23 protein-coding genes are annotated in these 23,118 nt (G+C 72.5%); 11 read left to right on the plus strand and 12 right to left on the minus strand.

Translation table 11 applies throughout. The annotated features are described in order from the left end of the window. Nucleotides 1-22 precede the first annotated feature (22 nt). The 5 genes from ACZ4UB_RS19435 to ACZ4UB_RS19455 form a co-directional block, all read right to left on the minus strand. Nucleotides 23-1,102: an aspartate-semialdehyde dehydrogenase gene (locus tag ACZ4UB_RS19435; RefSeq protein ID WP_354380736.1), complete on the minus strand. Its 1,080-nt coding sequence runs from the start codon at nt 1,100-1,102 to the stop codon at nt 23-25. Further along, nucleotides 1,099-2,373 carry an aspartate kinase gene (locus ACZ4UB_RS19440; protein ID WP_468071616.1) on the minus strand — a complete coding sequence of 425 codons (1,275 nt, stop codon included), beginning with the start codon at nt 2,371-2,373 and terminating at the stop codon, nt 1,099-1,101. The genes ACZ4UB_RS19435 and ACZ4UB_RS19440 overlap by 4 nt, the downstream gene beginning before the upstream one ends. A gap of 139 nt (nt 2,374-2,512) precedes the next feature. Continuing rightward, nucleotides 2,513-3,169, minus strand: coding sequence for a DUF5063 domain-containing protein (locus ACZ4UB_RS19445; RefSeq protein ID WP_354380738.1), 657 nt, complete (start codon nt 3,167-3,169; stop codon nt 2,513-2,515). After that, on the minus strand, nt 3,162-3,761 hold the full coding sequence (recR, locus tag ACZ4UB_RS19450) for a recombination mediator RecR (RefSeq protein ID WP_468071618.1): 600 nt from the start codon (nt 3,759-3,761) through the stop codon (nt 3,162-3,164). The genes ACZ4UB_RS19445 and recR overlap by 8 nt, the downstream gene beginning before the upstream one ends. Before the next feature lie 57 nt (nt 3,762-3,818). Then, a complete protein-coding gene (locus tag ACZ4UB_RS19455) occupies nt 3,819-4,160 on the minus strand; it encodes a YbaB/EbfC family nucleoid-associated protein (protein ID WP_078562485.1) in 342 nt (113 codons plus the stop codon). Between the two features lie 255 nt (nt 4,161-4,415). Here ACZ4UB_RS19455 and ACZ4UB_RS19460 point away from each other — a divergent pair, with 255 nt between their 5' ends. After that, nucleotides 4,416-5,165, plus strand: a complete 750-nt coding sequence (locus ACZ4UB_RS19460) for an SLATT domain-containing protein (RefSeq protein WP_354380740.1) — start codon at nt 4,416-4,418, stop codon at nt 5,163-5,165. Between the two features lie 36 nt (nt 5,166-5,201). Here ACZ4UB_RS19460 and ACZ4UB_RS19465 read toward each other — a convergent pair whose 3' ends face one another. From ACZ4UB_RS19465 to ACZ4UB_RS19480, 4 genes are all read right to left on the minus strand, one after another. Continuing rightward, nucleotides 5,202-5,852, minus strand: coding sequence for a hypothetical protein (locus ACZ4UB_RS19465; protein ID WP_354380741.1), 651 nt, complete (start codon nt 5,850-5,852; stop codon nt 5,202-5,204). A gap of 103 nt (nt 5,853-5,955) precedes the next feature. Further along, complete coding sequence (locus ACZ4UB_RS19470; RefSeq protein WP_468071621.1) at nt 5,956-8,391, minus strand: glycosyltransferase family 2 protein; 2,436 nt, start codon at nt 8,389-8,391, stop codon at nt 5,956-5,958. Continuing rightward, a complete protein-coding gene (locus ACZ4UB_RS19475) occupies nt 8,388-9,068 on the minus strand; it encodes a GntR family transcriptional regulator (RefSeq protein ID WP_354380743.1) in 681 nt (226 codons plus the stop codon). The genes ACZ4UB_RS19470 and ACZ4UB_RS19475 overlap by 4 nt, the downstream gene beginning before the upstream one ends. A 110-nt stretch (nt 9,069-9,178) precedes the next feature. Further along, complete coding sequence (locus ACZ4UB_RS19480) at nt 9,179-10,570, minus strand: aminotransferase class III-fold pyridoxal phosphate-dependent enzyme (RefSeq protein ID WP_468071623.1); 1,392 nt, start codon at nt 10,568-10,570, stop codon at nt 9,179-9,181. A 255-nt stretch (nt 10,571-10,825) separates the two neighbouring features. Here ACZ4UB_RS19480 and ACZ4UB_RS19485 point away from each other — a divergent pair, with 255 nt between their 5' ends. The 8 genes from ACZ4UB_RS19485 (at nt 10,826) to ACZ4UB_RS19520 (ending at nt 18,883) form a co-directional block, all read left to right on the plus strand. Then, the gene (locus tag ACZ4UB_RS19485) at nt 10,826-11,230 is read left to right on the plus strand and encodes a nuclear transport factor 2 family protein (protein WP_468071625.1); all 405 of its coding nucleotides are present in this window, start codon (nt 10,826-10,828) and stop codon (nt 11,228-11,230) included. A 173-nt stretch (nt 11,231-11,403) separates the two neighbouring features. Next, complete coding sequence (locus ACZ4UB_RS19490; protein ID WP_468071627.1) at nt 11,404-12,363, plus strand: alpha/beta hydrolase; 960 nt, start codon at nt 11,404-11,406, stop codon at nt 12,361-12,363. Further along, a complete protein-coding gene (locus ACZ4UB_RS19495; protein ID WP_468071629.1) occupies nt 12,356-13,558 on the plus strand; it encodes an acyltransferase family protein in 1,203 nt (400 codons plus the stop codon). The genes ACZ4UB_RS19490 and ACZ4UB_RS19495 overlap by 8 nt, the downstream gene beginning before the upstream one ends. A gap of 10 nt (nt 13,559-13,568) precedes the next feature. Then, the gene (locus tag ACZ4UB_RS19500) at nt 13,569-14,885 is read left to right on the plus strand and encodes a sensor histidine kinase (protein WP_468071631.1); all 1,317 of its coding nucleotides are present in this window, start codon (nt 13,569-13,571) and stop codon (nt 14,883-14,885) included. After that, complete coding sequence (locus ACZ4UB_RS19505) at nt 14,882-15,553, plus strand: response regulator (RefSeq protein ID WP_468071633.1); 672 nt, start codon at nt 14,882-14,884, stop codon at nt 15,551-15,553. The genes ACZ4UB_RS19500 and ACZ4UB_RS19505 overlap by 4 nt, the downstream gene beginning before the upstream one ends. Before the next feature lie 87 nt (nt 15,554-15,640). Beyond that, on the plus strand, nt 15,641-16,960 hold the full coding sequence (locus ACZ4UB_RS19510; protein WP_468071635.1) for a sensor histidine kinase: 1,320 nt from the start codon (nt 15,641-15,643) through the stop codon (nt 16,958-16,960). Further along, a complete protein-coding gene (locus ACZ4UB_RS19515) occupies nt 16,957-17,616 on the plus strand; it encodes a response regulator transcription factor (protein WP_354380751.1) in 660 nt (219 codons plus the stop codon). The genes ACZ4UB_RS19510 and ACZ4UB_RS19515 overlap by 4 nt, the downstream gene beginning before the upstream one ends. Nucleotides 17,617-17,641: 25 nt before the next feature. Then, nucleotides 17,642-18,883 carry a cytochrome P450 gene (locus ACZ4UB_RS19520; RefSeq protein WP_468071637.1) on the plus strand — a complete coding sequence of 414 codons (1,242 nt, stop codon included), beginning with the start codon at nt 17,642-17,644 and terminating at the stop codon, nt 18,881-18,883. A 24-nt stretch (nt 18,884-18,907) separates the two neighbouring features. On the opposite strand, the gene ACZ4UB_RS19525 is transcribed toward ACZ4UB_RS19520, so the two are convergent. Next, nucleotides 18,908-19,378, minus strand: a complete 471-nt coding sequence (locus tag ACZ4UB_RS19525; protein WP_468071639.1) for a MarR family winged helix-turn-helix transcriptional regulator — start codon at nt 19,376-19,378, stop codon at nt 18,908-18,910. A 109-nt stretch (nt 19,379-19,487) separates the two neighbouring features. Here ACZ4UB_RS19525 and ACZ4UB_RS19530 point away from each other — a divergent pair, with 109 nt between their 5' ends. Further along, nucleotides 19,488-19,904: a nuclear transport factor 2 family protein gene (locus ACZ4UB_RS19530; protein WP_468071641.1), complete on the plus strand. Its 417-nt coding sequence runs from the start codon at nt 19,488-19,490 to the stop codon at nt 19,902-19,904. Between the two features lie 39 nt (nt 19,905-19,943). On the opposite strand, the gene ACZ4UB_RS19535 is transcribed toward ACZ4UB_RS19530, so the two are convergent. Together ACZ4UB_RS19535 and ACZ4UB_RS19540 are read right to left on the minus strand one after the other, a co-directional pair. Continuing rightward, nucleotides 19,944-21,518, minus strand: a complete 1,575-nt coding sequence (locus tag ACZ4UB_RS19535) for an ABC transporter permease (protein WP_468071643.1) — start codon at nt 21,516-21,518, stop codon at nt 19,944-19,946. Beyond that, nucleotides 21,515-22,453 carry an ABC transporter ATP-binding protein gene (locus ACZ4UB_RS19540; protein WP_468071645.1) on the minus strand — a complete coding sequence of 313 codons (939 nt, stop codon included), beginning with the start codon at nt 22,451-22,453 and terminating at the stop codon, nt 21,515-21,517. Before ACZ4UB_RS19540 ends, ACZ4UB_RS19535 begins: the two co-directional genes overlap by 4 nt. A 71-nt stretch (nt 22,454-22,524) precedes the next feature. On the opposite strand from ACZ4UB_RS19540, the gene ACZ4UB_RS19545 reads away from it, so the two are divergent. Further along, nucleotides 22,525-23,019, plus strand: coding sequence for a GbsR/MarR family transcriptional regulator (locus ACZ4UB_RS19545; protein ID WP_468071664.1), 495 nt, complete (start codon nt 22,525-22,527; stop codon nt 23,017-23,019). Nucleotides 23,020-23,118: the final 99 nt, after the last annotated feature.

Consider the following 23,118-nt stretch of genomic DNA (forward strand, 5'->3'; position numbering starts at 1 on the left):
GCTCCCGATCCTACAAAGCGAATTACGCGAATTCACCAGCAATCAGTTCCGCGATCTGGGTCGCGTTCAGGGCGACGCCCTTGCGGAGGTTGTCCGCGCAGACGAAGAACTCCAGCGCGCGGGGGTCGTCCAGGGACACCCGCACCCGGCCCACCCAGGCCGGATCGGTGCCCGCGGCGTCCACGGGCGTCGGGAACTCCCCCGCCGCCGGGTCGTCCACGAGGACCACGCCGGGGGCGGCCTCCAGGATCTCACGGGCCCGCACCAACTCGACCGGCTGTTCGAAGGCGGCCCGGACCGTCAGCGAATGGCCGGTCATGACCGGCACCTGTACGCAGGTCACGGACACCGCGAGCGCGTCGAGCCCCAGGATCCGGCGGACCTCCGCCCGTACGGCCAGCTCGTGCGAGGACCAGCCGTCCGCGCGCAGCTCGCCGGACCACGGCACCACATTGAGGACGAGCGGCGCCGCGAAGGGCCCGGTGTCCTCGCCCACGGCACGGCGCACGTCGCCCGTGTGCTCGCCCAGATCCGTCCCGGCGACCACGGCCAGCTGACGGCGCAGCACCTCGGAGCCGGCCCGGCCCTCGGCGCTCGCGGCCTGGTACGAGGAGACCACCAGCCCGGTCAGCGCGTACTCGGCGTGCAGCGCGCCCACCGCCGCGATCATCGCGGCGGTGACGGAGTCCGGCCCGGCGACGATCCCGCGCGGGCGGATCCGTACGGCGTGCGCGTTGATCTCGGGCACCACCAGCGGCACCTCGGGATCGCCGCGGAAGGCGGCGGAGTGGTCGACCACGGCGGCGCCCCGGGCGGTCACGACCGGCGCCCAGCGGGCCGACACCTCGGCCGGGGTCAGGAAGATCACCACGTCGCCCGCGCCGAGGCCGTCGAAGGCGTCCTCGGTGAGGGCGAGCACCTCGCACTCCTCGCCGCGCACGGTCAGCCGGCGGCCGGCCGAGCGCGGGGAGGCGATCAGGCGGATGCCGCCCCAGACGTCCGCCCGCTGGGACAGCATCTGGAGCAGCACCGCGGCGACCGCGCCGGTCGCCCCGACCACGGCGAGCGCCGGGGCGGAGGACCGGTCGACGGCCGCGTTCAACGTCCCGTGCCTCCGTAGACGACCGCTTCGTCGCTGTCGGAGTCGAGGCCGAAGGCCGAGTGCACGGCGCGGACGGCCTCGTTGACGTCGTCCTGGCGGGTGACCACCGAGATGCGGATCTCGGAGGTCGAGATCAGCTCGATGTTCACGCCCGCGTCGGACAGGGCCTGGAAGAACGAGGCGGTGACGCCCGGGTTCGTCTTCATGCCCGCGCCGACCAGGGAGATCTTGCCGATCTGGTCGTCGTAGCGCAGCGAGTCGAAGCCGATCGCGCCCTTCGCCTTCTCCAGGGCGTCGATGGCCTTGTGGCCCTCGGACTTGGGGAGGGTGAAGGAGATGTCCGTCAGGCCCGTGGAGGCGGCGGACACGTTCTGCACGATCATGTCGATGTTGATCTCGGCGTCCGCGATGGCGCGGAAGATGGCCGCGGCCTCGCCCGGCTTGTCCGGCACACCGACGACCGTGATCTTGGCTTCGGAGACGTCGTGAGCGACTCCGGAGATGATGGCGTGCTCCACCGGCTCGTCCCCTTGCGGATTCTCGTTGCTGACCCAGGTGCCGCGCAGTCCGGAGAAGGAGGAGCGGACGTGGATCGGGATGTTGTAACGGCGCGCGTATTCCACGCAACGGTGCAGCAGCACCTTGGAACCGGACGCGGCCAGCTCCAGCATGTCCTCGGAGGAGATCCAGTCGATCTTCTGGGCCTTCTTCACGACGCGGGGGTCCGCGGTGAAGACGCCGTCGACGTCGGTGTAGATCTCGCAGACCTCGGCGTCGAGCGCCGCGGCCAGGGCGACGGCGGTCGTGTCCGACCCGCCGCGACCGAGGGTGGTGATGTCCTTGCTGTCCGCGGAGACGCCCTGGAAGCCGGCGACGATGGCGATGTTGCCCCCGTCCAGCGCGGTACGGATCCGGCCCGGCGTGACATCGATGATGCGCGCTTTGTTGTGGACCGAGTCGGTGATCACACCGGCCTGGCTGCCGGTGAACGACTGGGCCTCGTGGCCCAGGTTTTTGATCGCCATGGCCAGCAGGGCCATGGAGATCCGCTCTCCCGCGGTCAGCAGCATGTCGAATTCACGCCCGGCAGGCATCGGAGACACCTGCTCGGCGAGATCGATCAGCTCGTCCGTCGTGTCGCCCATCGCCGACACCACGACGACGACCTGGTGGCCGTCCTTCTTGGCGTCGACGATCCGCTTGGCGACCCGCTTGATGCCCTCGGCATCCGCTACGGAGGAGCCTCCGTACTTCTGCACGACTAGGCCCACGTGCGCTCCTCGATCAAGTCCGTCAGTTTGCGGGTGCAGTCTAACGAGCGGCCGCGATCCGACCGTCTCGTACCACATCATGAGACGAAAAGATCAAAGAACGGGTTCCCGCACGGAGCCGTTGATTCCGGTGGCGGTGCTACGTCTTGCGCAGGCCCAGCGGGCCCGCGATCTCCTGCGCCATCACCAGCCCGGCCTGCTCCGCGAGGTCCTCCTCGGCCAGGTCCTCGTCCGTGTCCAGGCCGTCCAGCTCCTGGAGGGGCTGGTCGAGGCGGACGTGGGCGACGAGCGACTGCAGGGCCCGCAGGGTGGCCGAGGCCGTCGATCCCCAGTTGGAGAAGTACGAGAACTGCCACCACCAGAGCGCCTCGGTGGTGCGGCCCGCACGGTAGTGCGCCAGGCCGTGGCGCAGGTCCGCGACCACGTCGGCCAGGTCGTCGGAGATCCGGTGCGCGACGGGCGCCTTGCGCGGCTCGTAGGGGTCGAAGACCTCGGAGTACACGTCGACGGGGTCCAGCATCAGCGCGAACCGCTCGCGCAGCTCGTCCACGCCCGGCTCGGGCCCGATGTCCGGCTCGTAGCGCTCGTCGGGCACGACGTCCTCGTACGCTCCCAGCCGGCCGCCGGCCAGCAGCAGCTGGGAGACCTCCAGCAGCAGGAACGGCACCGCGCTGTCCGGGTCCTCGCCCTTGGCCACCTCGGTGACGGCGACGATGAAGGACTCGATCTGGTCCGAGATCTGGACGGCGAAGTCGTCCGGATCCTGGCCCAGGGCGTGCAGCGTTGCGTCAGACATCGAGAAGTCGCCTTCCTTCAAAGGCCCGCCCGAGCGTGACCTCGTCCGCGTACTCCAAGTCTCCCCCGACGGGGAGCCCGCTGGCCAGGCGGGTGACCTTGAGGCCCATGGGCTTGATCATCCGGGCGAGGTACGTCGCCGTCGCCTCGCCCTCCAGGTTGGGGTCGGTGGCCAGGATCAGCTCCGTCACCGCCCCGTCCGCGAGGCGCGCCAGCAGCTCGCGGATGCTCAGGTCGTCCGGTCCGACGCCCTCGATCGGGCTGATGGCGCCGCCCAGGACGTGGTACCGGCCCCGGAACTCACGCGTCCGCTCGATCGCGACGACGTCCTTGGACTCCTCGACCACGCAGATCACCGTCAGGTCCCGGCGCGGGTCGCGGCAGATGTTGCACCGCTGCTCCTGCGCCACGTTCCCGCACACCTCGCAGAAGCGGACCTTGTCCTTGACCTCCAGCAGCGTGTGCGCGAGGCGGCGGACGTCGGTGGGCTCGGCCTGCAGGATGTGGAAGGCGATCCGCTGCGCGCTCTTGGGCCCGACGCCGGGCAACCTGCCCAGTTCGTCGATCAGGTCCTGGACCACGCCTTCGTACAACGGACTGCCTTCTTTCGCGTGCGCCGGGGGCTGCTGCCGCCGGGGGGTGGGGAATGCTTAGAACGGGAGGCCGGGGATGCTGCCGCCGCCCAGGCCCTGGGCCAGCGGGCCCAGCTTCTGCTGCTGGAGCGCCTGCGCGTTCTCGTTGGCCGCCTGGACCGCGGCGACCACCAGGTCGGCCAGCGTCTCGGTGTCCTCCGGGTCCACGGCCTTCGGGTCGATCACCAGCGCGCGCAGCTCGCCGGAGCCGGTCACCGTGGCCTTGACCAGACCGCCGCCCGCCTGGCCGTCGACCTCGGTGCGGGCCAGCTCCTCCTGGGCCGCGGCGAGGTCCTGCTGCATCTTCTGGGCCTGCTGGAGCAGCTGCTGCATGTTGGGCTGGCCACCGCCGGGGATCACTGGTCACTCACTCCATACGTCGCACTGTTACGGGTGAAACCGAGCCTACGTGCTCCCCGAGCGCCGCGCCCTACGCCGTGAAGACCAACTCTTTCGAGTGAGGGTGGGGCGTGCACGTACCTGATCAAGGCCCCCTTGCGGGCGGAAATCCCGGGATTCGTCGCCCATCGCCCGCCGTTCGGAGGTAGGAAGGGCATGCGCACCATTGCGCACACGCGCACCACCACACGTCAGCGCAGGCAAAGGGAGTGCCGGGTGAGCCAGCCGGAGATGCAGCCCGAGGGGCCACCTCGGGATCCCCGGGAGGAGGGCGGCGGACCGATGGCCGCCGCGGGCGATCTGACCGGCCGACCCTTCCCCCTCGGAGACTGGGGCGAGCCCGCCGAGCGGCTCGACGAGCTGTACCGACGCGTCGAGGAAGACGCCCTGCGCACCGCCGCGTGGTACCTCGGCGACCGCGCCCGCAAGCGGCGCGGCGCCCGGATCCTGCGGGCCGGGGCCGCCGCCGGCGTGCTCGCCGGCGCCGCGATGCCGCTGCTGGAGCTGACCGGGTCCGCGCCGGGGCTGGCGACGTACGGCTACCTCGCGCTGCTCCTCGGCGCGGCCTGTCTGGCCTGTGACCGGTTCTTCGGGCTGACCTCGGGGTGGATGCGGGACGTGGCGACGGCGCAGGCGGTCCAGCGAAGACTCCAGACGCTCCAGTTCGACTGGGCGTCGGAGAACGTCCGCGAGGTGCTCGGCCCGACCGAGGGCACCGCCAGCGAGGCCGCGGACCGCTGCCTGTCCGTACTGCGGCGCTTCCAGGAGGACGTGACGGAGCTCGTGCGCTCCGAGACCGCGGACTGGATGGTGGAGTTCCGCTCGGGTCCGGCGCCGCTGGTCATGCAGTCCTTGGGCGTCTCCGGCGCCCGCGCGGAAGCGGGCGCCGCGCCCGTGCGCTTCCCGCTCCCCCCGGGCACCCGCCCGAACATGCCGCGCCAGCGGCCGCCGGAGCAGCCGAGGTGATCGTGGGGCGGGGCCGGGTCCGGCCCCGCCCTGCGATCAGCTGAAGATGATCATCGACCCCTGGCCGAGGCTCCGCGTCGCCGCCGCGTGCAGCCCCAGCCACACGTGCCGCTCACGGGCGAAGGGGCTGTCGTCGTAGGGAATCGGCCCGGCCGGTTCCTCCAGCGAGGTCGGCCGTCCCGGCGGCGCGGGCGGCGCGGGCGGGTTCCCCGGGTCGATCCCGATCGCGGGACCCACGAACGCCAGCTCGCGGAGCAGGCCCTGCGCGGAACCCAGCGGCCCGCCCCCGGCCAGCAGCTCCTCGTTGGCCAGCGGCATCGCGAAGTCCACCGGCACGTACGCCCCGGCGTGGTCGTAGTGCCACACCAGGTGCGACTGCTGGGCCGTGGACTCGAACATCTCCAGCAGCTGCTCGTAGTCGCCGCCCAGCTCGTCCACCGGGGTCACCGGCAGTCCGCAGAGCTGGAGCAGGTAGGCGCGCCGCAGGAAGTGCAGGGCGTCGTAGTCGAAGCCGGCCACCGGGGCCACGTCCCCCGACAGCCCGGGCATGTAGGCGAAGACGGGCACGGACGGCAGTCCGGCCTCGCCGAGCGCCTTGTCGTACGAGGCGATCTCTTCCGCGAAGGGGTTGTCGGGGCTGTGGCACAGCACGTCGACAAGGGGTACCAGCCAGAGGTCACAGGCCACGCGGGCTCCGTCCGGTCGTGTGTCCGCCGATCGGCCCAGCGTAGTGCGCCGGACACCCTCCGCGAAGGGGTCGGTAGAGGTTGCTCCCCGCGCGATGATCTGCCTAGGAGCGACCCACCCGCCAGACCCAGGCGTCCCGCACCTTCGCCGGTGGCGCGCCGAGCAGGTCCGTCAGCGTGCGCACCAGCTCCGCGGAGCGGTCCTGCTCCGGTACGACCACCGCGCCGGCCTTCCAGTAGGACAGGTCGCGGCGGGCCTGCGCCCGCCACTCGGGACCGACGGTGGGCGGCTCGGCGCCGTAGCGGACGTCCCGCAGCAGGTTCGACAGGTGGCGCGGGGGCGCGCCGTAGATCCCGGTCCGCTCCGGGCCCCAGGGCCCGTTGTAGTAGCCGCCGGCCAGCTTGAAGCCGAAGTCGGCCTCGACCTGCCAGTGCAGCGCGTCGGCCATGCCCGGGTCGGGCAGCGGCACCGCGACGAGCGCCTCGCCGTCCCTGACGTACTCCTTCCAGGCACCGGAGGTGATGAAGGCCGGCACCGGGGCCCGCTCCCGGACCGCCAGCGGCAGCGGCAGCACCGGCAGCAGGACGGCGGCCACCGCGAGCACGCCGAGGGTGCGGTGTTCGCGGGCGGGGGCGGTCGCGATCCGGTCCAGCGCGAGGGCCACCAGGATGCCGAGGACCGGGGCGCACACCATCGCCACGCGCCCCTCGATGACCGACTCGAAGAGCGGCAGCTTCGTGACCCAGCGCCACGGGCCGGGCAGCGTGAGGTCGGTGTGCGGGACGGGCACGATCGGCCCGAGCGAGAGGACCGCCGCCACGACACCGGTGATCGCGAGCGCGCGGACGAGCTTGCTCCGCCACATCCAGACGCAGACGAGCGCGCCGAAGGCGAGCAGCGGCCAGCCGTAGAAGGCGTTCTGCTCGGTGGTGTTCAGGGAGAGCTTGCCCGCGGTCTGCGGGTCGCCGAAGAGCGAGCGGCCCGCGTACTCGATCAGGGCGCGCGGGCTGTTCCCGGCGTTGTCCCCGTGCAGCACCGAGTGGTAGCTCTGCGGACCGGAGAACTGCCAGTACAGCGGGAAGACCACCAGCGGCAGGCAGACGGCCAGCGCGATGACCACGCCGCGGCCCAGCGGGCGCCAGGCGGTGCGGACCCGCTCGCGGTCGACGACGAGGTAGGCGAGGGCGAAGACGACCAGGCCCAGCGCGGTGATGAGCAGCGGCTCCTCGCCGATGAAGATCTGGTACGCCGCGAAGAGGCCGAGCAGCACCCCGTCGCGCACCACTGCGCGGCCGTCGTGCGCGGCGTCGCACAGCCGCAGCGCCCGGTCGATGATCAGCGGGATCATGAACAGGACGACGAAGTTCGGGTGGCCGTTGGCGTGCGAGATCATCGGCGGCGCGAAGGCGGCCAGCGCGCCGCCCGCGGCGGCGGCCCAGCGGGTGCGCACCAGACGGCGGCGGATCAGCCAGTACCAGGTCCAGCCCGAGGCGGCCATGCCGAGCGTGAGCACCAGCACGAAGGTGACGGTCGCGCCGAAGACCAGGGTGACCGGGATCAGCGGGACGGTCAGCCCGAGCATCGTCGCGTTGGCCATCAGGTTCACGCCGTCCGGCATGCCCTGGGCGGTGGTGAAGAGCGGATTGCGCAGGTGGGTGATGTTGTCGGTGGTGACGCCGACGAACCATTCCCACTGGTTCTGGTCCTGGAGCGCGTCCCGCAGGTAGGCGCCGTCGAGGTCGAGCCAGAGCCGGTGGAAGAGCAGGAAGGCGAGGGCGACGAAGAAGGCGGCGACGGCGAGCCCGCCCGCGTTCAACCGGAAGAACTCGCGGAACCGCAGGCCCAGGTGCCGCTCGCCCGGGTGGCGTTCCCTGACCGGGCGCGCCCCCGCGGGTCGCCGCACCGGACGCTCCTCGGTGCGCCAGCCCCGCGCGCGGCACCAGCGCAGCACCTCGGCGTCGATGGCCGGGCCGTGCAGGGTCGAGGCGGCGAAGGCGGCGCGGGCCCGGGCGCCGTCGAAGAGGGCGAAGGCGAGGGTGTCGGCGCGGAAGCCGGGCGGGCCGGGGATGCCGAGGGCGCGCGGCAGGGGGCCCCGGTGGCGACCGGAGATCACCGCGGTGGTGTCCGGCGCGAGGTCGAGGCCGCTCTGGAGGTCGTCGAGCCCGTGCAGGCCGGTGGCCGCGTGGGCGGCGTCGGTGAGCAGGATCCGGCGCCCGGTGGACGCTTGGACCGCCGCGCGCAGGGTGGGGACGGCCCGTACGCGGGGATCGTCCGGCTGGATTCCGGGGGCGTCGCTGCGGGGGGTGGTGGCGTCAGCGGGTACGTCCGCGGGTGCGTCCGGGCCCACGACCAGCAGTTCCCAGGCGCCGCCGCCGGGCCAGGACGCGGCGCGTTCGTCGAGGTCCGCGCGCAGCCGGGCCAGGAGCGGGGCGGTGCGGGTCGCCGGGGCGCCGTGCGTCCGCAGGATCACGCTGAGGCGGACCGGCTGCGGCCAGGTGGCGCCCGTACGCCCGTCGAGTCGTTCGCTCGGCGCGCTCACGCGCCCGCCGCCGTCAGTCCGGAGGCCCAGTCCAGGCCGTGCTGGTTGTAGGCGTGCACCAGGCGGCGGACCTCGTGCGCGTCGGCGCGGGTGACCGCCTCGACGAGTTCGTTGTGCCCGCTCCACAGCGCGGAGCGCAGGGTCGGCTCCTGCTGGAGGTGGGGGACGGCGAAGACCCAACACTGCACGCGGATGCGGTGCAGGAAGTCCGCGATGTAGACGTTGCCCACCAGAGCACTCAACTCCCTCCAGAAGCGCAGGTCGTAGCCGATGAGCACCTCCAGCGAACCGCTCAGCGCGGCCCGCCGGGCCTCCTCCGCCCGTCGCCGCACCGACACCAGCATCTCCGCCGCACCGGGCGCCGTACCGCGCTCGACCAGCCTGCGGAATATCCCGTCCACGATCAGGGTGCGGGCCTCGACCATCCCGCGGAAGTCGTCCACGGAGAAGATCCGCACGCGGAAGCCGCGGTGCTGGACCGAGTCCAGCAGTCCCTGCGCCGAGAGGTCCACCAGCGCCTCGCGCACGGGCGTGGCCGACACCCCGTACTGCTCGGCGATCTGCTTGACCGTGAACTCGGTGCCCGGCGGCAGGCGTCCCGCGAGCACCTCGTCGCGCAGCGCGTCCGCGATCTGCTGGCGCAGCGTGTTGCGGGTGACAGCTCCGCTGCCTGGCATAAGGGTCCGTCTCCTTCGTAGAACTCCGGACACCTTAGGCCAGGCAGCGGGGCCGCGGCCGGGACGCTATGTGCTCAGTATGTGTTCGTTGAGCGCGGAGGAGGCGTCCTCTATGCGGATGTGGTGTGCCGGTCCGCGACCGTGAGGGCCTCGTCGAGGAGGGCCAGGCCCTCCTTCGCCTCCGCTTCGGAAATGGTGCACGGCGGGACGACGTGCGTGCGGTTCATGTTCACGAAGGGCCACAGGCCGGACGCCTTGCAGGCCGCGGCGAACTCGGCCATCGGCGCGTTGTCGGCGCCCGCGGCGTTGTAGGGGACCAGCGGCTCGCGCGTCTCCTCGTCCCGTACGAGCTCCAGCGCCCAGAAGGCGCCCAGACCGCGGACCTCGCCGACCGAGGGGTGGCGCTCGGCGATCTCGGCGAGCGCCGGCCCGATCACGTTCTCGCCGAGGTGGGCGGCGTGCTCGACGACGCCCTCCTGCGCCATCGCGTTCATGGTCGCCACGGCGGCGGCGCAGGCGAGCGGGTGGCCGGAGTAGGTCAGTCCGCCCGGGTAGGGGCGCGTGGCGAAGGTGTCGGCGATCGCGCCGGAGATCGCGACGCCGCCCAGCGGTACGTAGCCGCTGTTGACGCCCTTGGCGAAGCAGAGCAGGTCGGGGGTGACGTCCCAGTGCTCGGCGGCGAACCACCGGCCGGTGCGGCCGAAGCCGGACATGACCTCGTCGAGGATGAAGACGATCCCGTAGCGGTCGCACAGCTCGCGCACGCCGGCGAGGTAGCCGGGCGGCGGGGTCATGATGCCGGCGGTGCCCGGCACCGACTCCAGGATGATCGCGGCGATGGACTGCGGTCCCTCGAAGGCGATCGTGTCGGCGAGGTGGCGCAGCGCGCGCTCGCACTCCTGCTCCGGCGACTCGGCGTGGAAGGCCGAGCGGTAGAGGTAGGGGCCCCAGAAGTGCACGACCCCGGCCGAGGCGGTGTCGGAGGGCCAGCGGCGCGGGTCGCCGGTCAGGTTGATCGCGGCGGCGGTGGCGCCGTGGTAGGAGCGGTAGGCCGACATGACCTTCTGGCGGCCGGTGTGCAGCCGGGCCATCCGGACGGCGTTCTCGACGGCTTCGGCGCCGCCGTTGGTGAAGAAGATCTTGTCGAGGTCGCCGGGGGTGCGCTCGGCGATCAGGCGGGCGGCCTCGGAGCGGACGTCCACGGCGAAGCCGGGGGCCAGGGTGCACAGCCGGGCTGCCTGCTCCTGGATCGCGGCGACGACCTTGGGGTGCTGGTGGCCGATGTTGGTGTTCACCAGCTGGGAGGCGAAGTCGAGGTAGTGCTTGCCCTCGTAGTCCCAGAAGTACGACCCCTCGGCCCCGGCGACGGCGAGCGGGTCGATCAGGGCCTGGGCGGACCAGGAGTGGAAGACGTGGGCGCGGTCGGCGGCCTTGACGGCCGCACCGGCGCCCGGGTCGGCGGACACGGCGTGGGGAGCGGCGTGCGGGGCATGAGGGGTCATGCGGTCAGGCTAGAAGTGCGCAGGTGGGAGGGGATATCGGCGGTCTGTATGGGGCTGGGGCGCGGACCTCGGCAACCTGTCCGGCGCGGGGTGGGGTACCGCGCGGCGGGATGAGGGTGGGGGGAGGGGTGCGGAGGGGGCCTGGCGGACGCCCCGCGGGGGGCCGTCCGGTCGGTCGATCGGGATTGTGTCGAAGTCAATAAGCCTGTAAGTAAAGCTTGTTGCCCAGGTCACAGGCATCGCACACTGCGGCACATGGAGCCGTTGAACGTAGTTGCAGAACTGTGGGAGCGGATCGAGGCCCGCGACTGGGACGGAGTCGGCGAGCTGATCGCCCAGGACGCGGTCATCGAGTGGCCCGTCAGCGGGGAGCGGATCGTCGGGCGCGCGAACTTCATCGCCGTGAACAGCGACGGCGCCGCGGACGCGGACGGGGACGGGGACGCGCGGTCGGTGGAGGTGCTGCGGATCCTCGCCGACGGGGACTTCGTCGTCACCGAGGTCGAGATCCCGCAGGACCACGTCGTGTACCGGGCGGTGTCCCTGTGGACCGTGCGCGCCGGGGAGATCGTCGAGGCACGGGAGTACTGGACCAGCCCGGGCCAGGATCCCGCGCCGCGCTGGCGTGCGGGGTACGTGGAGCCCCTGGTGGCGGACTGAGCGGGGCGCGGCGGGGCGGGGTCCTCGCCCGGGCCCGGTCGTGCCGTGTCACCCATGTCATACCTGAGAGCTACGCGGAAACCCACCTCCCTGGCGGGACGCTGACGACAGGGCTCGGTTCATAACTTCGGTACCAGAGAGAACACCCGCCTCTGGATCGAAGGAAGACCGCCATGCCGCCCACCGCGAACAGCCGCCCCGCACGACTGCGCCGCACGCTGCTCGCCGGGCTGATAGCCGCGGCAGTCGTCTTCCCCGTGTCCGCCGCCACCACCCCCGACGCGCCCGCTCCGGCGGCCGCCCGCTTCGCCGAGGGCACGAGCGCCTCCGAGCGGTACGCCGCCAACCTCGCCGATCTCGACGAGGCGGCCCGCATGGCGGCGGACGCGGGGCGCGTGGAGCGGGCCGCGAAGCTGCGGGCCATGACGGCGGGCGGTACGGCCCGGTTCCTGTCCTTCGACGGGCACGGGACGGGGCGGGCCGTCGAGGTCCTGGGCGACCTGGCGACGGCGGACCGGATCGCGGTCCTCGTCCCCGGGTCGGACACCACCCTCGACACCTATCAGAGGTTCCGTGCCGGGGCCCTCGCCCTCCAGCAGCGCCTCCAGGCCGAGCATCCGCGCTCCGCCGTGGTCGCCTGGCTGGGGTACGACACCCCCGGCACGGTCAGCACGACGGTCCTGACCACGGCCCGCGCCGATGACGGGGCGCGCAAGCTCGCCCCCTTCCTGGCGGAGTTGGGGCGCCTGAGCGGCAGCGGTGCACGGCAGTCGCTGCTGTGCCACTCCTACGGGTCGGTCGTGTGCGCCCGGACCGAGACCGGGCCGCAGGTCACCGACATGGCGCTGTACGGCAGCCCGGGCACCGGCGCCGACACCGCCGACGAGCTGCCCACCGCCGCCCGGGTGTGGGCGGGACGCGGCAGCGACGACTGGATCGCGGAGGTGCCGCACACGCGCATCGCCGGGATCGGCTTCGGCGCGGACCCCGTGGACCCGTCGTTCGGCGCCCGTTCCTTCGCCGCCGGCACCGGTGGACACAGCGACTACCTCCGCGGCGGCTCGACCTCGCTCGACAGCCTGGCCCGGATCGTCCTGGGCACCACCGCTCCCACGGAGGCTTCCCATGCTTGAGCTTCGTGCCCGCCGGGCCGCCCTGGTCCGCCGGATCGACGCCGCCACCCCCGCCGACCGGGACCGGGCCGTGGACGCGCTGCGTGCCTTCGCGATCCTCGGGGTGGTCCTGGGCCACTGGCTGGTCACCTCGCTGCACCCCGCCGGGGGCGGCTTGCGCACCAGCAGCCCGCTGTCCTCCATGCCGTGGCTCGCGCCGATCTCGTGGGTGCTCCAGACGCTGGCCGTCTTCTTCCTCGTCGGGGGGCACGTGGGGGCGCTGAGCCATGTCGCGGCCCGGGCGAGCGGGGTGTCGTACGGGCAGTGGGTCGGGCGTCGGCTGGGGCGGTTGTTCCGTCCGGTCGCGGCGGTGCTCCTGGTGTGGACGGTCGTGGTGGGCGTGCTGCTGGGCACCGGTGTGGCGGCGGGCACGGTCCGCGGGTTGGTGACCCTGGTGCTGTCCCCGATGTGGTTCCTGCTGGTCTTCGCCGGTCTGACGGCACTGACCCCACTGGTGGCCCGGCTGAACCCGCTGTGGCCGCTGGCCGTCGTCGCCCTGGTGGACCTGTGGCGGTTCGCCCTGGGCGGGCCCGCCTGGATCGGCTGGATCAATGTGCTGGCCGGGTGGCTCGTGCCCTACACCGTGGGCGCGGCGTGGGCGCGGGGCGCCTTCGCCCGGCGCACCCCGGCGGCCCTGATGCTGGTCGGCGCGGGCGCGGCCACGGTGGCCCTGGTGGTGTGGGGCGGGTACCCGGCGTCGATGGTGGGTGTTCCGGGGGCCGCGATATCGAATCTGAACCCTCCGACGCTGGCCGCGGTCGCCTTCGGCCTGGCCCAGTGCGCGCTGGCACTGCTGGTCAGGGAGCCGCTGGCGCGGGTCATGCGGCGGCCGGCGGCCTGGGCCGCGGTGGCCCTGGTCAACCTGTCCGCGATGACGATCTTCCTCTGGCACCAGAGCGCGATGATGTCCGTCACGGCCCTCGGGCTGCTCGGCGGGGTGGAGCTGCCCGGACTGCACACGGTCGCGGATTCCCCCTGGTGGATGGCCGCCCGGCTGGCGTGGCTGCCGGTCTTCGGGCTCGCCCTGCTCCTGCTGTGGGCCGTCTTCCGCGCCGTCGAACAGGGCGGCCGCACGAAGCGCTCGTCGGGCGCCTCGCGCGTCGTGCGCACCGGAGGCGTCGCCACCGCGCCCGTGCGGAGCACCGCCCGTGCCTAGGGTGAGTGTCGTGACCGAGCAGATCGACTCCGTGGGCGAACGCCCTTCCAGGGTCCGCGCCATGCTGTTGACCTTGCCCGAGGAGTTGCTCAGCACGCGCCGGGACCCGTTGCCGAGATTGAGCCGGCCCCGCTGGCTGGCCCGGCTGCCGCACCTGCTGATCGGCTACGTCGCCTACCTGCTCAGCTCGATCGTGGTCGCCCAGGTCAGCGGGGCGTACCACGTACACGACAAGACCGCTCCCCTGCTGGGTGCGCTGACGGGCGTCTCCATCCTGGTGACGATGTGGTGGCCGATGGTGGGCTGGTGGCTGGCGCTGGGTGCGGCGGTGGGCATCGCCGTCGCCATCCACCCGAACGTGCCGGTGGGCCAGCCTTGGCCGTGGATCCCCATCGGGGTGTTCACCATGGCCCCGGTGGTGCTGTTGGTGGCGCTGCGCGTGCCGCCCCGGGTGACCGCGGCCGTCGTCGGCACCACCCTCGCCCTGACCGTGGCCGCCGAGGTGGGCTTCCGTCCGGCGCCGGCCGAGTCCACGATCGTCGAGTCGCTGCTGGTCCTCGGGTTCGCCGGGGTCCTGGGGTACGTACTGCGCGCGCTGCGCCTGGCCCGGGGCCGGCTGGTGGAGCAGGAGACCCTCACCGAGGCGGAGCGCGCGCAGCGGACGCTGCTGGAGGAGCGCAGCCGGATCGCCCGCGAGCTGCACGACGTCGTCGCGCACCACATGTCGGTCATCTCCATCCAGGCACAGGTCGCCGTGCACCTCGCGGAGAATCCGTCCGAGGAGCTGAAGGACAACCTGGCGGGCATCCGCGGCAACGCGCTGGAAGCCCTCACCGAGCTGCGCCGGGTGCTGGGCGTGCTGCGCTCGGAGCATCCGGACGACCCGGCGAACCCGCACCACCCGCAGCCGACCCTGGTCGAACTTGACGCACTCGTCGCCAATGTTCGGGCCACCGGGATGGAGATCACCACGGAGATCGCGGGCGAGCGGCGGGCGCTGTCGCCCGGGCTCGAACTGACCGCGTACCGCCTGGTGCAGGAGGCCCTGAGCAACTGCCTGCGGCACGCGCCCGGTTCCCGGGTGGAGGTCGGCCTGGCCTACGGGCCGCGCAGCCTGCACCTGTGCGTCGCCAACTCCGCGCCGACCCGGCCGGCCCCGCCCTCCCCGGGTGCGGGGCACGGGTTGCTGGGCATGCGGGAGCGCACCGGCATGCTCGGTGGTGAACTGACCGCCGGACCACGGCCCGGTGGCGGGTACGAGGTGAGCGTGACGCTCCCGCTGGATCCCCCGCCGAACGCCTTCGCCAAGGAGAGCAGAGACCGATGACCACTCCGATCCGGGTCATGATCGCCGATGACCAGATGATGGTCAGGCAGGGCTTCAGCGTGCTGCTCAACGCGCAGCCCGACATAGAGGTCGTCGGCCAGGCGGTCGACGGCGCCGATGCCGTCGACCAGGCCGCCGCACTCGGTCCGGACGTGATCCTGATGGACATCCGGATGCCGGGCATGGGCGGGATCGAGGCCACGGCGGCGGTGACCGGGGCGCCGGGGTCCACCGTCAAGGTGCTCGTGCTGACCACCTTCGACCTGGACGAGTACGTGTACGAGGCGCTGCGGGCGGGGGCCTCCGGGTTCATGCTCAAGGACGCCTCGGCGGACCAGCTGGCCGAGGCGGTGCGGGTGGTCGCGGCCGGGGAAGCGCTGCTCTCGCCGAACATCACGAAGCGGCTGATCACGGAGTTCTCCCGGCTGGGGGCGCCGCGGGCCCCCACGAAGCAGCGGCTCGCGGAGCTGACCGAGCGGGAGACGGAGGTCCTGTCGCTGATCGCCCAGGGCCTGTCCAACGGTGAGATCGCGGCGCACCTGATCGTGGCCGAGCAGACCGTGAAGACGCATGTGAGCCGGATCCTGGTGAAGCTGGGGTTGCGGGACCGGACCCAGGCCGCCGTCTTCGCGTACGAGACGGGTCTGGTCCGTCCGACGGGTTACTGACGGAGCCGGGTAGTACTTGAGAGGGAGCTTGATAAGTCCCCATCAGCGGCGACGCGGGCGAGGGGGGTGGCAACCTACGGTTGGTATGTGACCGAGACGACCACCGGGGCAGCCCCCCGGACCCCTGAGATCCGGCTGGCGTCGGGCTTCATACAGAGCCTGCGCCGGGACCTGTTCACCGATGCCCTCGCCTACCGGCCGCTGGCCCCCCTGCGGGTGGACGGCCCGCTGATCCGCCGGCTCCCCGCGCGGATCCGGCGTGAGGCCGCCTTCGCGCCCCATGTCGTGGTCATCTTGATCGCGTTCTTCGTGCTGTTCAACGCCGGGCGCGACGTGTCCTACACGTCGCCCCTGCGCACCTTGGTGATCGGGCTGCTGGCCGCCGCTCCGGTCGTGATGACGCTGGTGCGGCCGATCGGGGCGTTCTGGGCACAGATAGCGGTCACCGGGGTCCTGGCCGTGCTCCAGTCCGCCAGCGTGCTCTGGCCGTGGTCGCCGGGCTCCTTCTTCGCCCACATGACCGTGTTGACCGTCGTGGCGATCCGGACCGGCCCGCGGGTCGCGGCCTGGATGTGGACGGTGAGCACGGCGGCGGGGGTCGTGCTCAGCGTCCTGCTCGGTCGGGGCCACACCATCGGCACCATGCCCATGGTCTTCCTCTCGGCCTTCGTCCTCCTGGCGGTCAGCGTCCGCCACATCCGTACGACGGCCGCGCAGGAGGTCACGGCGCAGCAGGAGGTCACGGCCGTCGAGCGGGACCGGCGGACCCTGCTGGAGGAGCGGACGACGATCGCCCGCGAGCTGCACGACGTGGTGGCGCACCACATGTCGGTGGTGGCGATCCAGGCCGAGGCCGCGCCGTACCGGGTGGAGAATCCGCCGCCGGAGCTGGAGGCCGCCTTCGCCACCATCCGGGAGAACGCGGTGGCGGCGCTGACCGAGCTGCGGCGGGTGCTGGGCGTGGTGCGGTCCGCGGACTACGAGGCTCCGGACGCCCCGCAGCCGACGCTGGCTTCGCTGGACGGCCTCCTGGGCAATGTGCGGGAAGCGGGGATGACCGTGGAGAAGACGGTGACGGGCTCGGTGCGCGAGCTGCCCCAGGGGGTGGAGCTGTCGGCGTACCGGATCGTCCAGGAGGCGCTGAGCAACACCCTGCGGCACGCTCCGGGCGCGGCGGCCGGGGTCGAGGTGTCGTACGTCCTGGGCGGGCTGGGCGTGCGGATCGTCAACGGTCCGGCGATCGGGGACGTCAGGCCGTCGCCGGGCGCGGGGCACGGGATCACCGGGATGCGGGAGCGAGTGGCCATGTTGGAGGGGGAGATGACGGCCGGACTCACACCGGAGGGCGGGTATGAGGTGGCCGTGTTCATACCGGTGCGCAACCGGCCCGTGGAGGAGTCGGCATGACGATCCGGGTGCTGATCGTCGACGATCAGATGATGGTCCGGGAGGGCTTCTCCGTCCTGCTGGGCGCGATGCCGGGCATCGAGGTGGTGGGGGAGGCGGTCGACGGCCGTCAGGCCCTGGAGCAGGTGGCCGCGCTGCGTCCGGACGTGGTGTTGATGGACATCCGGATGCCGGTGATGAACGGCCTGGAGGCGACGCGGCAGATCGTCGCGGCGGACGCGACCGCGAAGGTGCTGGTACTGACCACCTTCGACCTCGACGAGTACGTGTACCAGGCGCTGCGGGCCGGGGCCTCGGGGTTCCTCCTCAAGGACGCGTCCGCCCGGCAACTGGCGGACGGGGTGCGGGTGGTCGCGTCCGGTGAGGCGTTGCTCGCGCCCTCGGTGACCAAGCGGTTGATCGTGGAGTTCGCGAAGCTCGCGCAGACGCCCCGGGTGGCGGATCCGGGGATGGTGGAGGAGCTGACGGAGCGGGAGACGGAGGTGCTGATCCTGATCGCCCAGGGGCTGTCCAATGCCGAGATAGCCGACCGCCTGGTGGTCGCGGAGTCCACGATCAAGACCCATGTCAGTCGGGTCCTGGTCAAGTTGGGGCTGCGGGACCGCACCCAGGCCGCCGTCTACGCCTACGAGACCCGCCTGGTCTCCCCCGCGTAGGGGGTGCGCTGCCTAAGGTACGGGGGTGGACTTCGATCCGTGGGACCCCGCCTTCGTCGCCGATCCGTACCCCGCCTACCGGACGTTGCGCGCGCAGGGGCGGGCGGTGTGGTGCGAGGCCACCGGGCAATGGCTGATCCCGCACTACGCCGACGTGAGCGCGCTGTTGCGGGACCGGCGGTTGGGGCGGACGTACCTGCACCGGTTCAGCCACGAGGAGTTCGGGCGCAGCGCGCCACCGCCGGAGCACGAACCGTTCCACGTCCTCAACGACAGCGGCCTGCTGGACCTGGAGGACCCCGCGCACGCACGCGTGCGTCGGCTCGTGGCGAAGGCGTTCACCCCGCGCACGGTGGAGCGGCTCGCGCCCGCCGTGGAGCGGCTCGCCCGGGACCTGACCGCCCGGTTCGTCGCCGCGGGAGGCGGGGACCTGCTCAGCGCCGTCGCCGAACCGCTGCCGGTGGCGGTGATCGCCGAGCTGCTCGGGATCCCGGAGGCGGACCGCGGGCCGCTGCGGCCGTGGTCGGCGGACATCTGCGGGATGTACGAGCTGAATCCCGGACCCGAGAGCGCCGCGCGGGCGGTCCGGGCGAGCCTGGAGTTCAGTGCGTACCTGCGCGACCTGATCGCCGAGCGCCGCAAGGCCCCCGGCCCGGACCTGATCTCCGCGCTGATCGCCGCACACGACGACGAGGAGGGCGGTCGGCTCAGCGAACAGGAGATGATCTCCACTTGTGTCCTGCTGCTGAACGCCGGCCACGAGGCCACCGTCAACACCACCGCGAACGGCTGGTGGACCCTGCTGCGCCATCCGGCCGCCCTCGCTCGGCTCCGCGACGACGTCGCCGCCGCCAACGGTCCCGGAATCGGCGGTCCCGAAAAGTTGTCCACAGCTGTGGACGAACTCATGCGCTACGACACACCGCTCCAGATGTTCGAGCGCTGGGTGCTCGACGACATCCAGGTCGGCGACACCGTCATCCCGCGCGGCGCGGAGGTGGCGCTGCTCTTCGGCTCCGCCAACCGCGACCCGGCGCGCTTCGCGCACCCCGACGAGCTGGACCTCGGGCGGACCGACAATCCGCACCTGACCTTCGGGGCCGGGATCCACTACTGCCTGGGCGCACCGCTCGCCCGGTGGGAACTCACCGCCTCCTTCGGGGCCCTGCTCGACCCCGCGGTCCCGCCGTTGCGGCTCGTGCGCGAGCCGCGGTGGCGGGACGGCTATGTGATCCGGGGGCTCCGGGAGCTGCTCGTCGAGTGCTGACCGCCTGCGGCCGCGCGCGACGACCTACGCCCCGAAGGGGCCCTCGTCGACGAATCTGCGCAGGTGGCGGGCGAACGAGCGCGCCTCGTCCCGCGGCCACGAACTCAGCGTGACCCCGATCCGGTCGGCGAGGCGTTGGCGCATGGTCTCCACCGTGCGCTCCCCCTCCTCCGTGAGGGCCAGGAGCACGGCCCGCCGGTCGCAGGGGTCCGGCTCGCGCCGCACCAGGCCGGCCGCTTCCAGCCGGGAGGCCCGCCGGCTGACGCCGGAGCGGTCCAGGCCCACGGCGACCGCCAGGTCGGCGGCGCTGCGCGGACCGGTCCGGGCCAGGCCGCTGAGCACCGGGTAGGTGACCTCGTCGACGGCCTCGCCGAGGTTCTCCGTCAGGGTTTGGTACAGGCCGGCCCGGAGGGTGCGCTTGAGCAGCTCCCCCAGGGCGTCGGCCACCTCGTGACCCGTCGTGTTGCCCGTCTCGTGCTCCGGCTCGTTGTCCACACCCCAAAGAATAGCGTGCGTTGCGCACGCAGTCCGTGTTATGTTCCTCTACATAAGCGTGCGCAGCGCACGCATCGCTCGTCTTCGGACCTGCCCCGTGGAGGACACCATGAGCAGCATCGACACCAGCGCCCCCCAGAACACCGACATCACCACGGCCCTCACCGACCTCCTCTTCACCCCGGAGGTCGACCTCCGGATCGCCGTCGACCGGCACTTCGCCCCCGACTACCGCCAGCGCACCGACGGCAGTTGGGCCGACCGCGCCGAGTTCACCGCGCACATAGCCCACCTGCGCACGGTGCTCGCCGGGGGCAGCGTCGAGGTCCACGAGGAGCTGACCAACGGGACCCTGTACGCCGACCGCCACACCGTCCGCGCCACCAAGAAGGACGGCTCCGCCGTCCACATGGAGGTCTACCTCTTCGGGGAGTTCGCCCCCGACGGCCGCTTCCGCCGCATCGAGGAGACCACCCTGATGCTGAGCGGCAGCGAGGCCGACCGGGACCTCGGCAGCGCCCGCTGAACCCCGCCCACCCCCGCGGCGCCGGGCCCGGCGCCGCCGTCAGGCGAGCACATCGCGGCGGCGCAGCGCGGCCAGGCCCCCCACCGTCAGCAGGGCCGCCACCGCGGTCAGGGTGAGCACCGGTATCCACTCGAAGGCCCCGGCCCCGGGCAGCCGGGGCAGGTGCGCGAAGGGCGAGAGCTCCAGAGCCGCCCGCGGGAGGTTCAGCGCGGGACCGACCCAGCCGAGGGCCAGCACCGCCCCGGCCACCATCCAGGCGACCGACGCGAACCGCGGGAGCGCCCCGTACAGCAGCACCGCCAGCGCCCCGAGCACCCAGACCGCCGGCAGCTGCGCGAGGCAGGCCCCCACCGCGGCGCCGACGTCCTGACCGTGCCCGAGGCCGAGCCCGAGCCCGCCCAGGGCCAGGACCAGCGCCGATCCGCCGAAGGCGATCACCAGATGGCCGCCCGCCCAGGCGAGCCTGCCGACGGCGCCCGCGAGGAGCGGTTCGGCGCGCTGGCCGTTCTCCTCGCCGCCGAGCCGCAGCACCGACGCCACGACGTACAGCGCGGCCACCATGGCCAGCAGCGCGGCCATCGCCGCGAGGAAGGAGTCGGCCATCGCACCCTGACCGCCCATCCGCTCGATGATCTCGCGGGTCTTCTCGTTGTCCCCGACCAGTTGGGCCACCCCGTCCGTCATCGCGCCGAAGCTCGCACCGGCCACGAGGAAGGCGGCCCCCCACCCCAGCACGCTCCCCCACTGGAGCCGCCACGCCAACGCCCAGACCCCACCTAGCCGTCCGCGCGCCGGCCCCGGCCGGGCCGCGAGGAAGCTCATCCCCAGGTCCCGGCGCCCGGCCAGCACGTACGCGAGGACCATCAGCACCGCACCGGCCGCGGCGAACAGGCCCAGGACCCACCAGCGTTCCCGGGCGAAGGGCCGTATGTTCTCCAACCAGCCCAGCGGCGAGGCCCAGGTCAGCGCCGACCCCCCGGCGCCCCGGCCCGCGTCACCGGCCGCGCGCAGCAGGAAGGCCGCGCCGAGCAGCGCGCCCACGATCCCCTTGGCCGACCGCGCGCTCTCGGTGAGCTGCGCGGCGATCGCCGCGAGCACCGCGAAGAGCACCCCGGTCGCACCGAGCCCGAGCCCCAGCGCCAGTGCCCCGACCGCGCCCCGACCCGACAGCCCGACCGTCACCAGCACCGCGACGAGCGCGTTGGCGACGAGGGCGGCCAGCAGCGCGGCGGTCAGCGGGGCCCGGCGCCCCACCATGGCGGCGCAGAGCATTTCCTGACGGCCGCTCTCCTCCTCCTCGCGGGTGTGCCGGACCACGATGACCAGGCTCATCACGGCCGCGCACAGCCCGGCGAAGACCCCGCCCTTCCAGACGCTGAGCGCGCCGATCGAATCGCCGAAGACCGGCCCGTACAAGGCGCGCAGCGACCCGTTCGCGTTGGCCGTGCCGAGCAGTCCGGCGCGCTCGGCGGCGGTCGCGTACGTCGCTTCCAGCGAGGCGGGCAGGCTGAGGACCAGCAGCGAGACGACCCCGATCCACACCGGCATCAGCACGCGGTCACGGCGCAGGGCCAGGCGCAGCAAGCTCCCGGTGCCGGCGAGTTGATCCCTCATCGTGCCCCTCCGACCACCGCGCCGACACCCTCGGAGCCCGCTTGCGCGTAGTGGCGCAGGAACAGCTCCTCCAGCGTCGGCGGCGAGGCGGTCAGCGAGCGGACCCCCGACGCGGCGAGGGCGCGCACCACCGCGTCCAGCTCGTCCGTATCGACCTGGAGCCGGACCTTCAGCCCCTGCCCCACGACCTCGTGCACCTCGACCTCGTGCACCCCGGGCAGCTGGGCGAGTCCGCTCGGGGCCGTGGCCAGTTCGGCGGTGATCGAGGTGCGGGTGAGGTGGCGCAGCTCGGCGAGGGTGCCGCTCTCCACCGTGCGCCCCTTGCGGATGATGCTGACCCGGTCGCAGAGGGTCTCGACCTCGCTGAGGACGTGCGAGCTGAGCAGGACCGTCCGCCCGGCGGCGCGCGCTTCGGTGACGCAGCCCTGGAAGACCTCCTCCATCAGCGGGTCCAGGCCGGAGGTGGGTTCGTCGAGGATCAACAGGTCGACGTCGGCGGCGAAGGCGGCGACGAGCGCGACCTTCTGCCGGTTGCCCTTGGAGTACGTGCGCCCCTTCTTGGTCGGGTCGAGCTCGAACCGGTCGAGCAGCTCGGCCCGGCGGGCCTCGTCGAGGCCGCCGCGCAGCCGCCCGTACAGGTCTATGACCTCGCCGCCGGAGAGGTTGCGCCACAGGGTCACATCGCCGGGCACGTAGGCGACGCGGCGGTGGAGGGCGACCGCGTCGGCCCAGGGATCGCCCCCGAGGAGCTCGGCCCGGCCCGAATCCGCGCGCAGCAGACCCAGCAGGACCCGGATGGCGGTGGACTTCCCGGCGCCGTTGGGCCCGAGGAAGCCGTGGACCTCGCCGGCCTCGACCGCGAGGTCGAGACCGTCCAGTGCGTGGGTGCGGCCGAACGACTTGTGGAGTCCGGCGACGCTGATGGCCTTCGTCATGTTCCGAAGGTACGCTATTTTCATAAATTTGTGAAGATTGGAAATCGCGTAAAGTCGGGAGCGTGGCGGACATGGAAACGACGACGGACACGGGCGCGCGCGACGAGGAAGCGGTCTCCCGCTTCGTGGAGCGCTTCGCCTCCCAGCTGACCGAGGCGGGCATGCAGCGCATGGCCTCGCGGGTCTTCGCCGCGCTGCTGGCCAGCGACGGCGGCGCGATGACCTCGGCCGAGCTGAGCCTGGCCCTGCAGATCAGCCCGGCGGCGGTATCGGGCGCCGTCGGCTACCTCACCCAGGTCAACATGGTCAGTCGGGAGCGCGAGCCGGGCTCCCGGCGCGACCGCTACGTCCTGCACAACGAGCTCTGGTACGAGACCTTCACCCGCCGCGACCAGGTCCTGACCCTCTGGGAGCGGACCCTGCGCGAGGGCGCGGCCGGCCTGGGTCAGGACACCCCCGCCGGGACCCGCATCGCCGAGACGGCGGCCTTCTTCGAGTTCCTCCAGGGCGAGATGCTGGCCATGATGGACCGGTGGCGCGTGCACCGCGCCACCCTGGACCTGTAGACGCCCTAGGGCGTGTTTCGAAAGTCCCTCCTGGCTCGCGACGCCTGGTACCGCACCTCGCGGCGTTGTCGGAACGCCCGATTACGTCCAGTAGGCGGG

This window comes from Streptomyces sp. NPDC028419, from assembly GCF_055565515.1.

What these genes read in the sequence shown, in the direction of transcription:
- ACZ4UB_RS19540 (WP_468071645.1), bottom strand. Translation starts at nt 22,453, where the DNA reads ATGACGAAGGCCATCAGCGTCGCCGGACTCCACAAGTCGTTCGGCCGC.
- ACZ4UB_RS19490 (WP_468071627.1), top strand. Translation starts at nt 11,404, where the DNA reads ATGCCGCCCACCGCGAACAGCCGCCCCGCACGACTGCGCCGCACGCTG.
- ACZ4UB_RS19480 (WP_468071623.1), bottom strand. Translation starts at nt 10,570, where the DNA reads ATGACCCCTCATGCCCCGCACGCCGCTCCCCACGCCGTGTCCGCCGAC.
- ACZ4UB_RS19515 (WP_354380751.1), top strand. Translation starts at nt 16,957, where the DNA reads ATGACGATCCGGGTGCTGATCGTCGACGATCAGATGATGGTCCGGGAG.
- ACZ4UB_RS19505 (WP_468071633.1), top strand. Translation starts at nt 14,882, where the DNA reads ATGACCACTCCGATCCGGGTCATGATCGCCGATGACCAGATGATGGTC.
- ACZ4UB_RS19530 (WP_468071641.1), top strand. Translation starts at nt 19,488, where the DNA reads ATGAGCAGCATCGACACCAGCGCCCCCCAGAACACCGACATCACCACG.
- ACZ4UB_RS19535 (WP_468071643.1), bottom strand. Translation starts at nt 21,518, where the DNA reads ATGAGGGATCAACTCGCCGGCACCGGGAGCTTGCTGCGCCTGGCCCTG.
- ACZ4UB_RS19545 (WP_468071664.1), top strand. Translation starts at nt 22,525, where the DNA reads ATGGAAACGACGACGGACACGGGCGCGCGCGACGAGGAAGCGGTCTCC.
- ACZ4UB_RS19445 (WP_354380738.1), bottom strand. Translation starts at nt 3,169, where the DNA reads ATGTCTGACGCAACGCTGCACGCCCTGGGCCAGGATCCGGACGACTTC.
- ACZ4UB_RS19475 (WP_354380743.1), bottom strand. Translation starts at nt 9,068, where the DNA reads ATGCCAGGCAGCGGAGCTGTCACCCGCAACACGCTGCGCCAGCAGATC.
- ACZ4UB_RS19495 (WP_468071629.1), top strand. Translation starts at nt 12,356, where the DNA reads ATGCTTGAGCTTCGTGCCCGCCGGGCCGCCCTGGTCCGCCGGATCGAC.
- ACZ4UB_RS19485 (WP_468071625.1), top strand. Translation starts at nt 10,826, where the DNA reads ATGGAGCCGTTGAACGTAGTTGCAGAACTGTGGGAGCGGATCGAGGCC.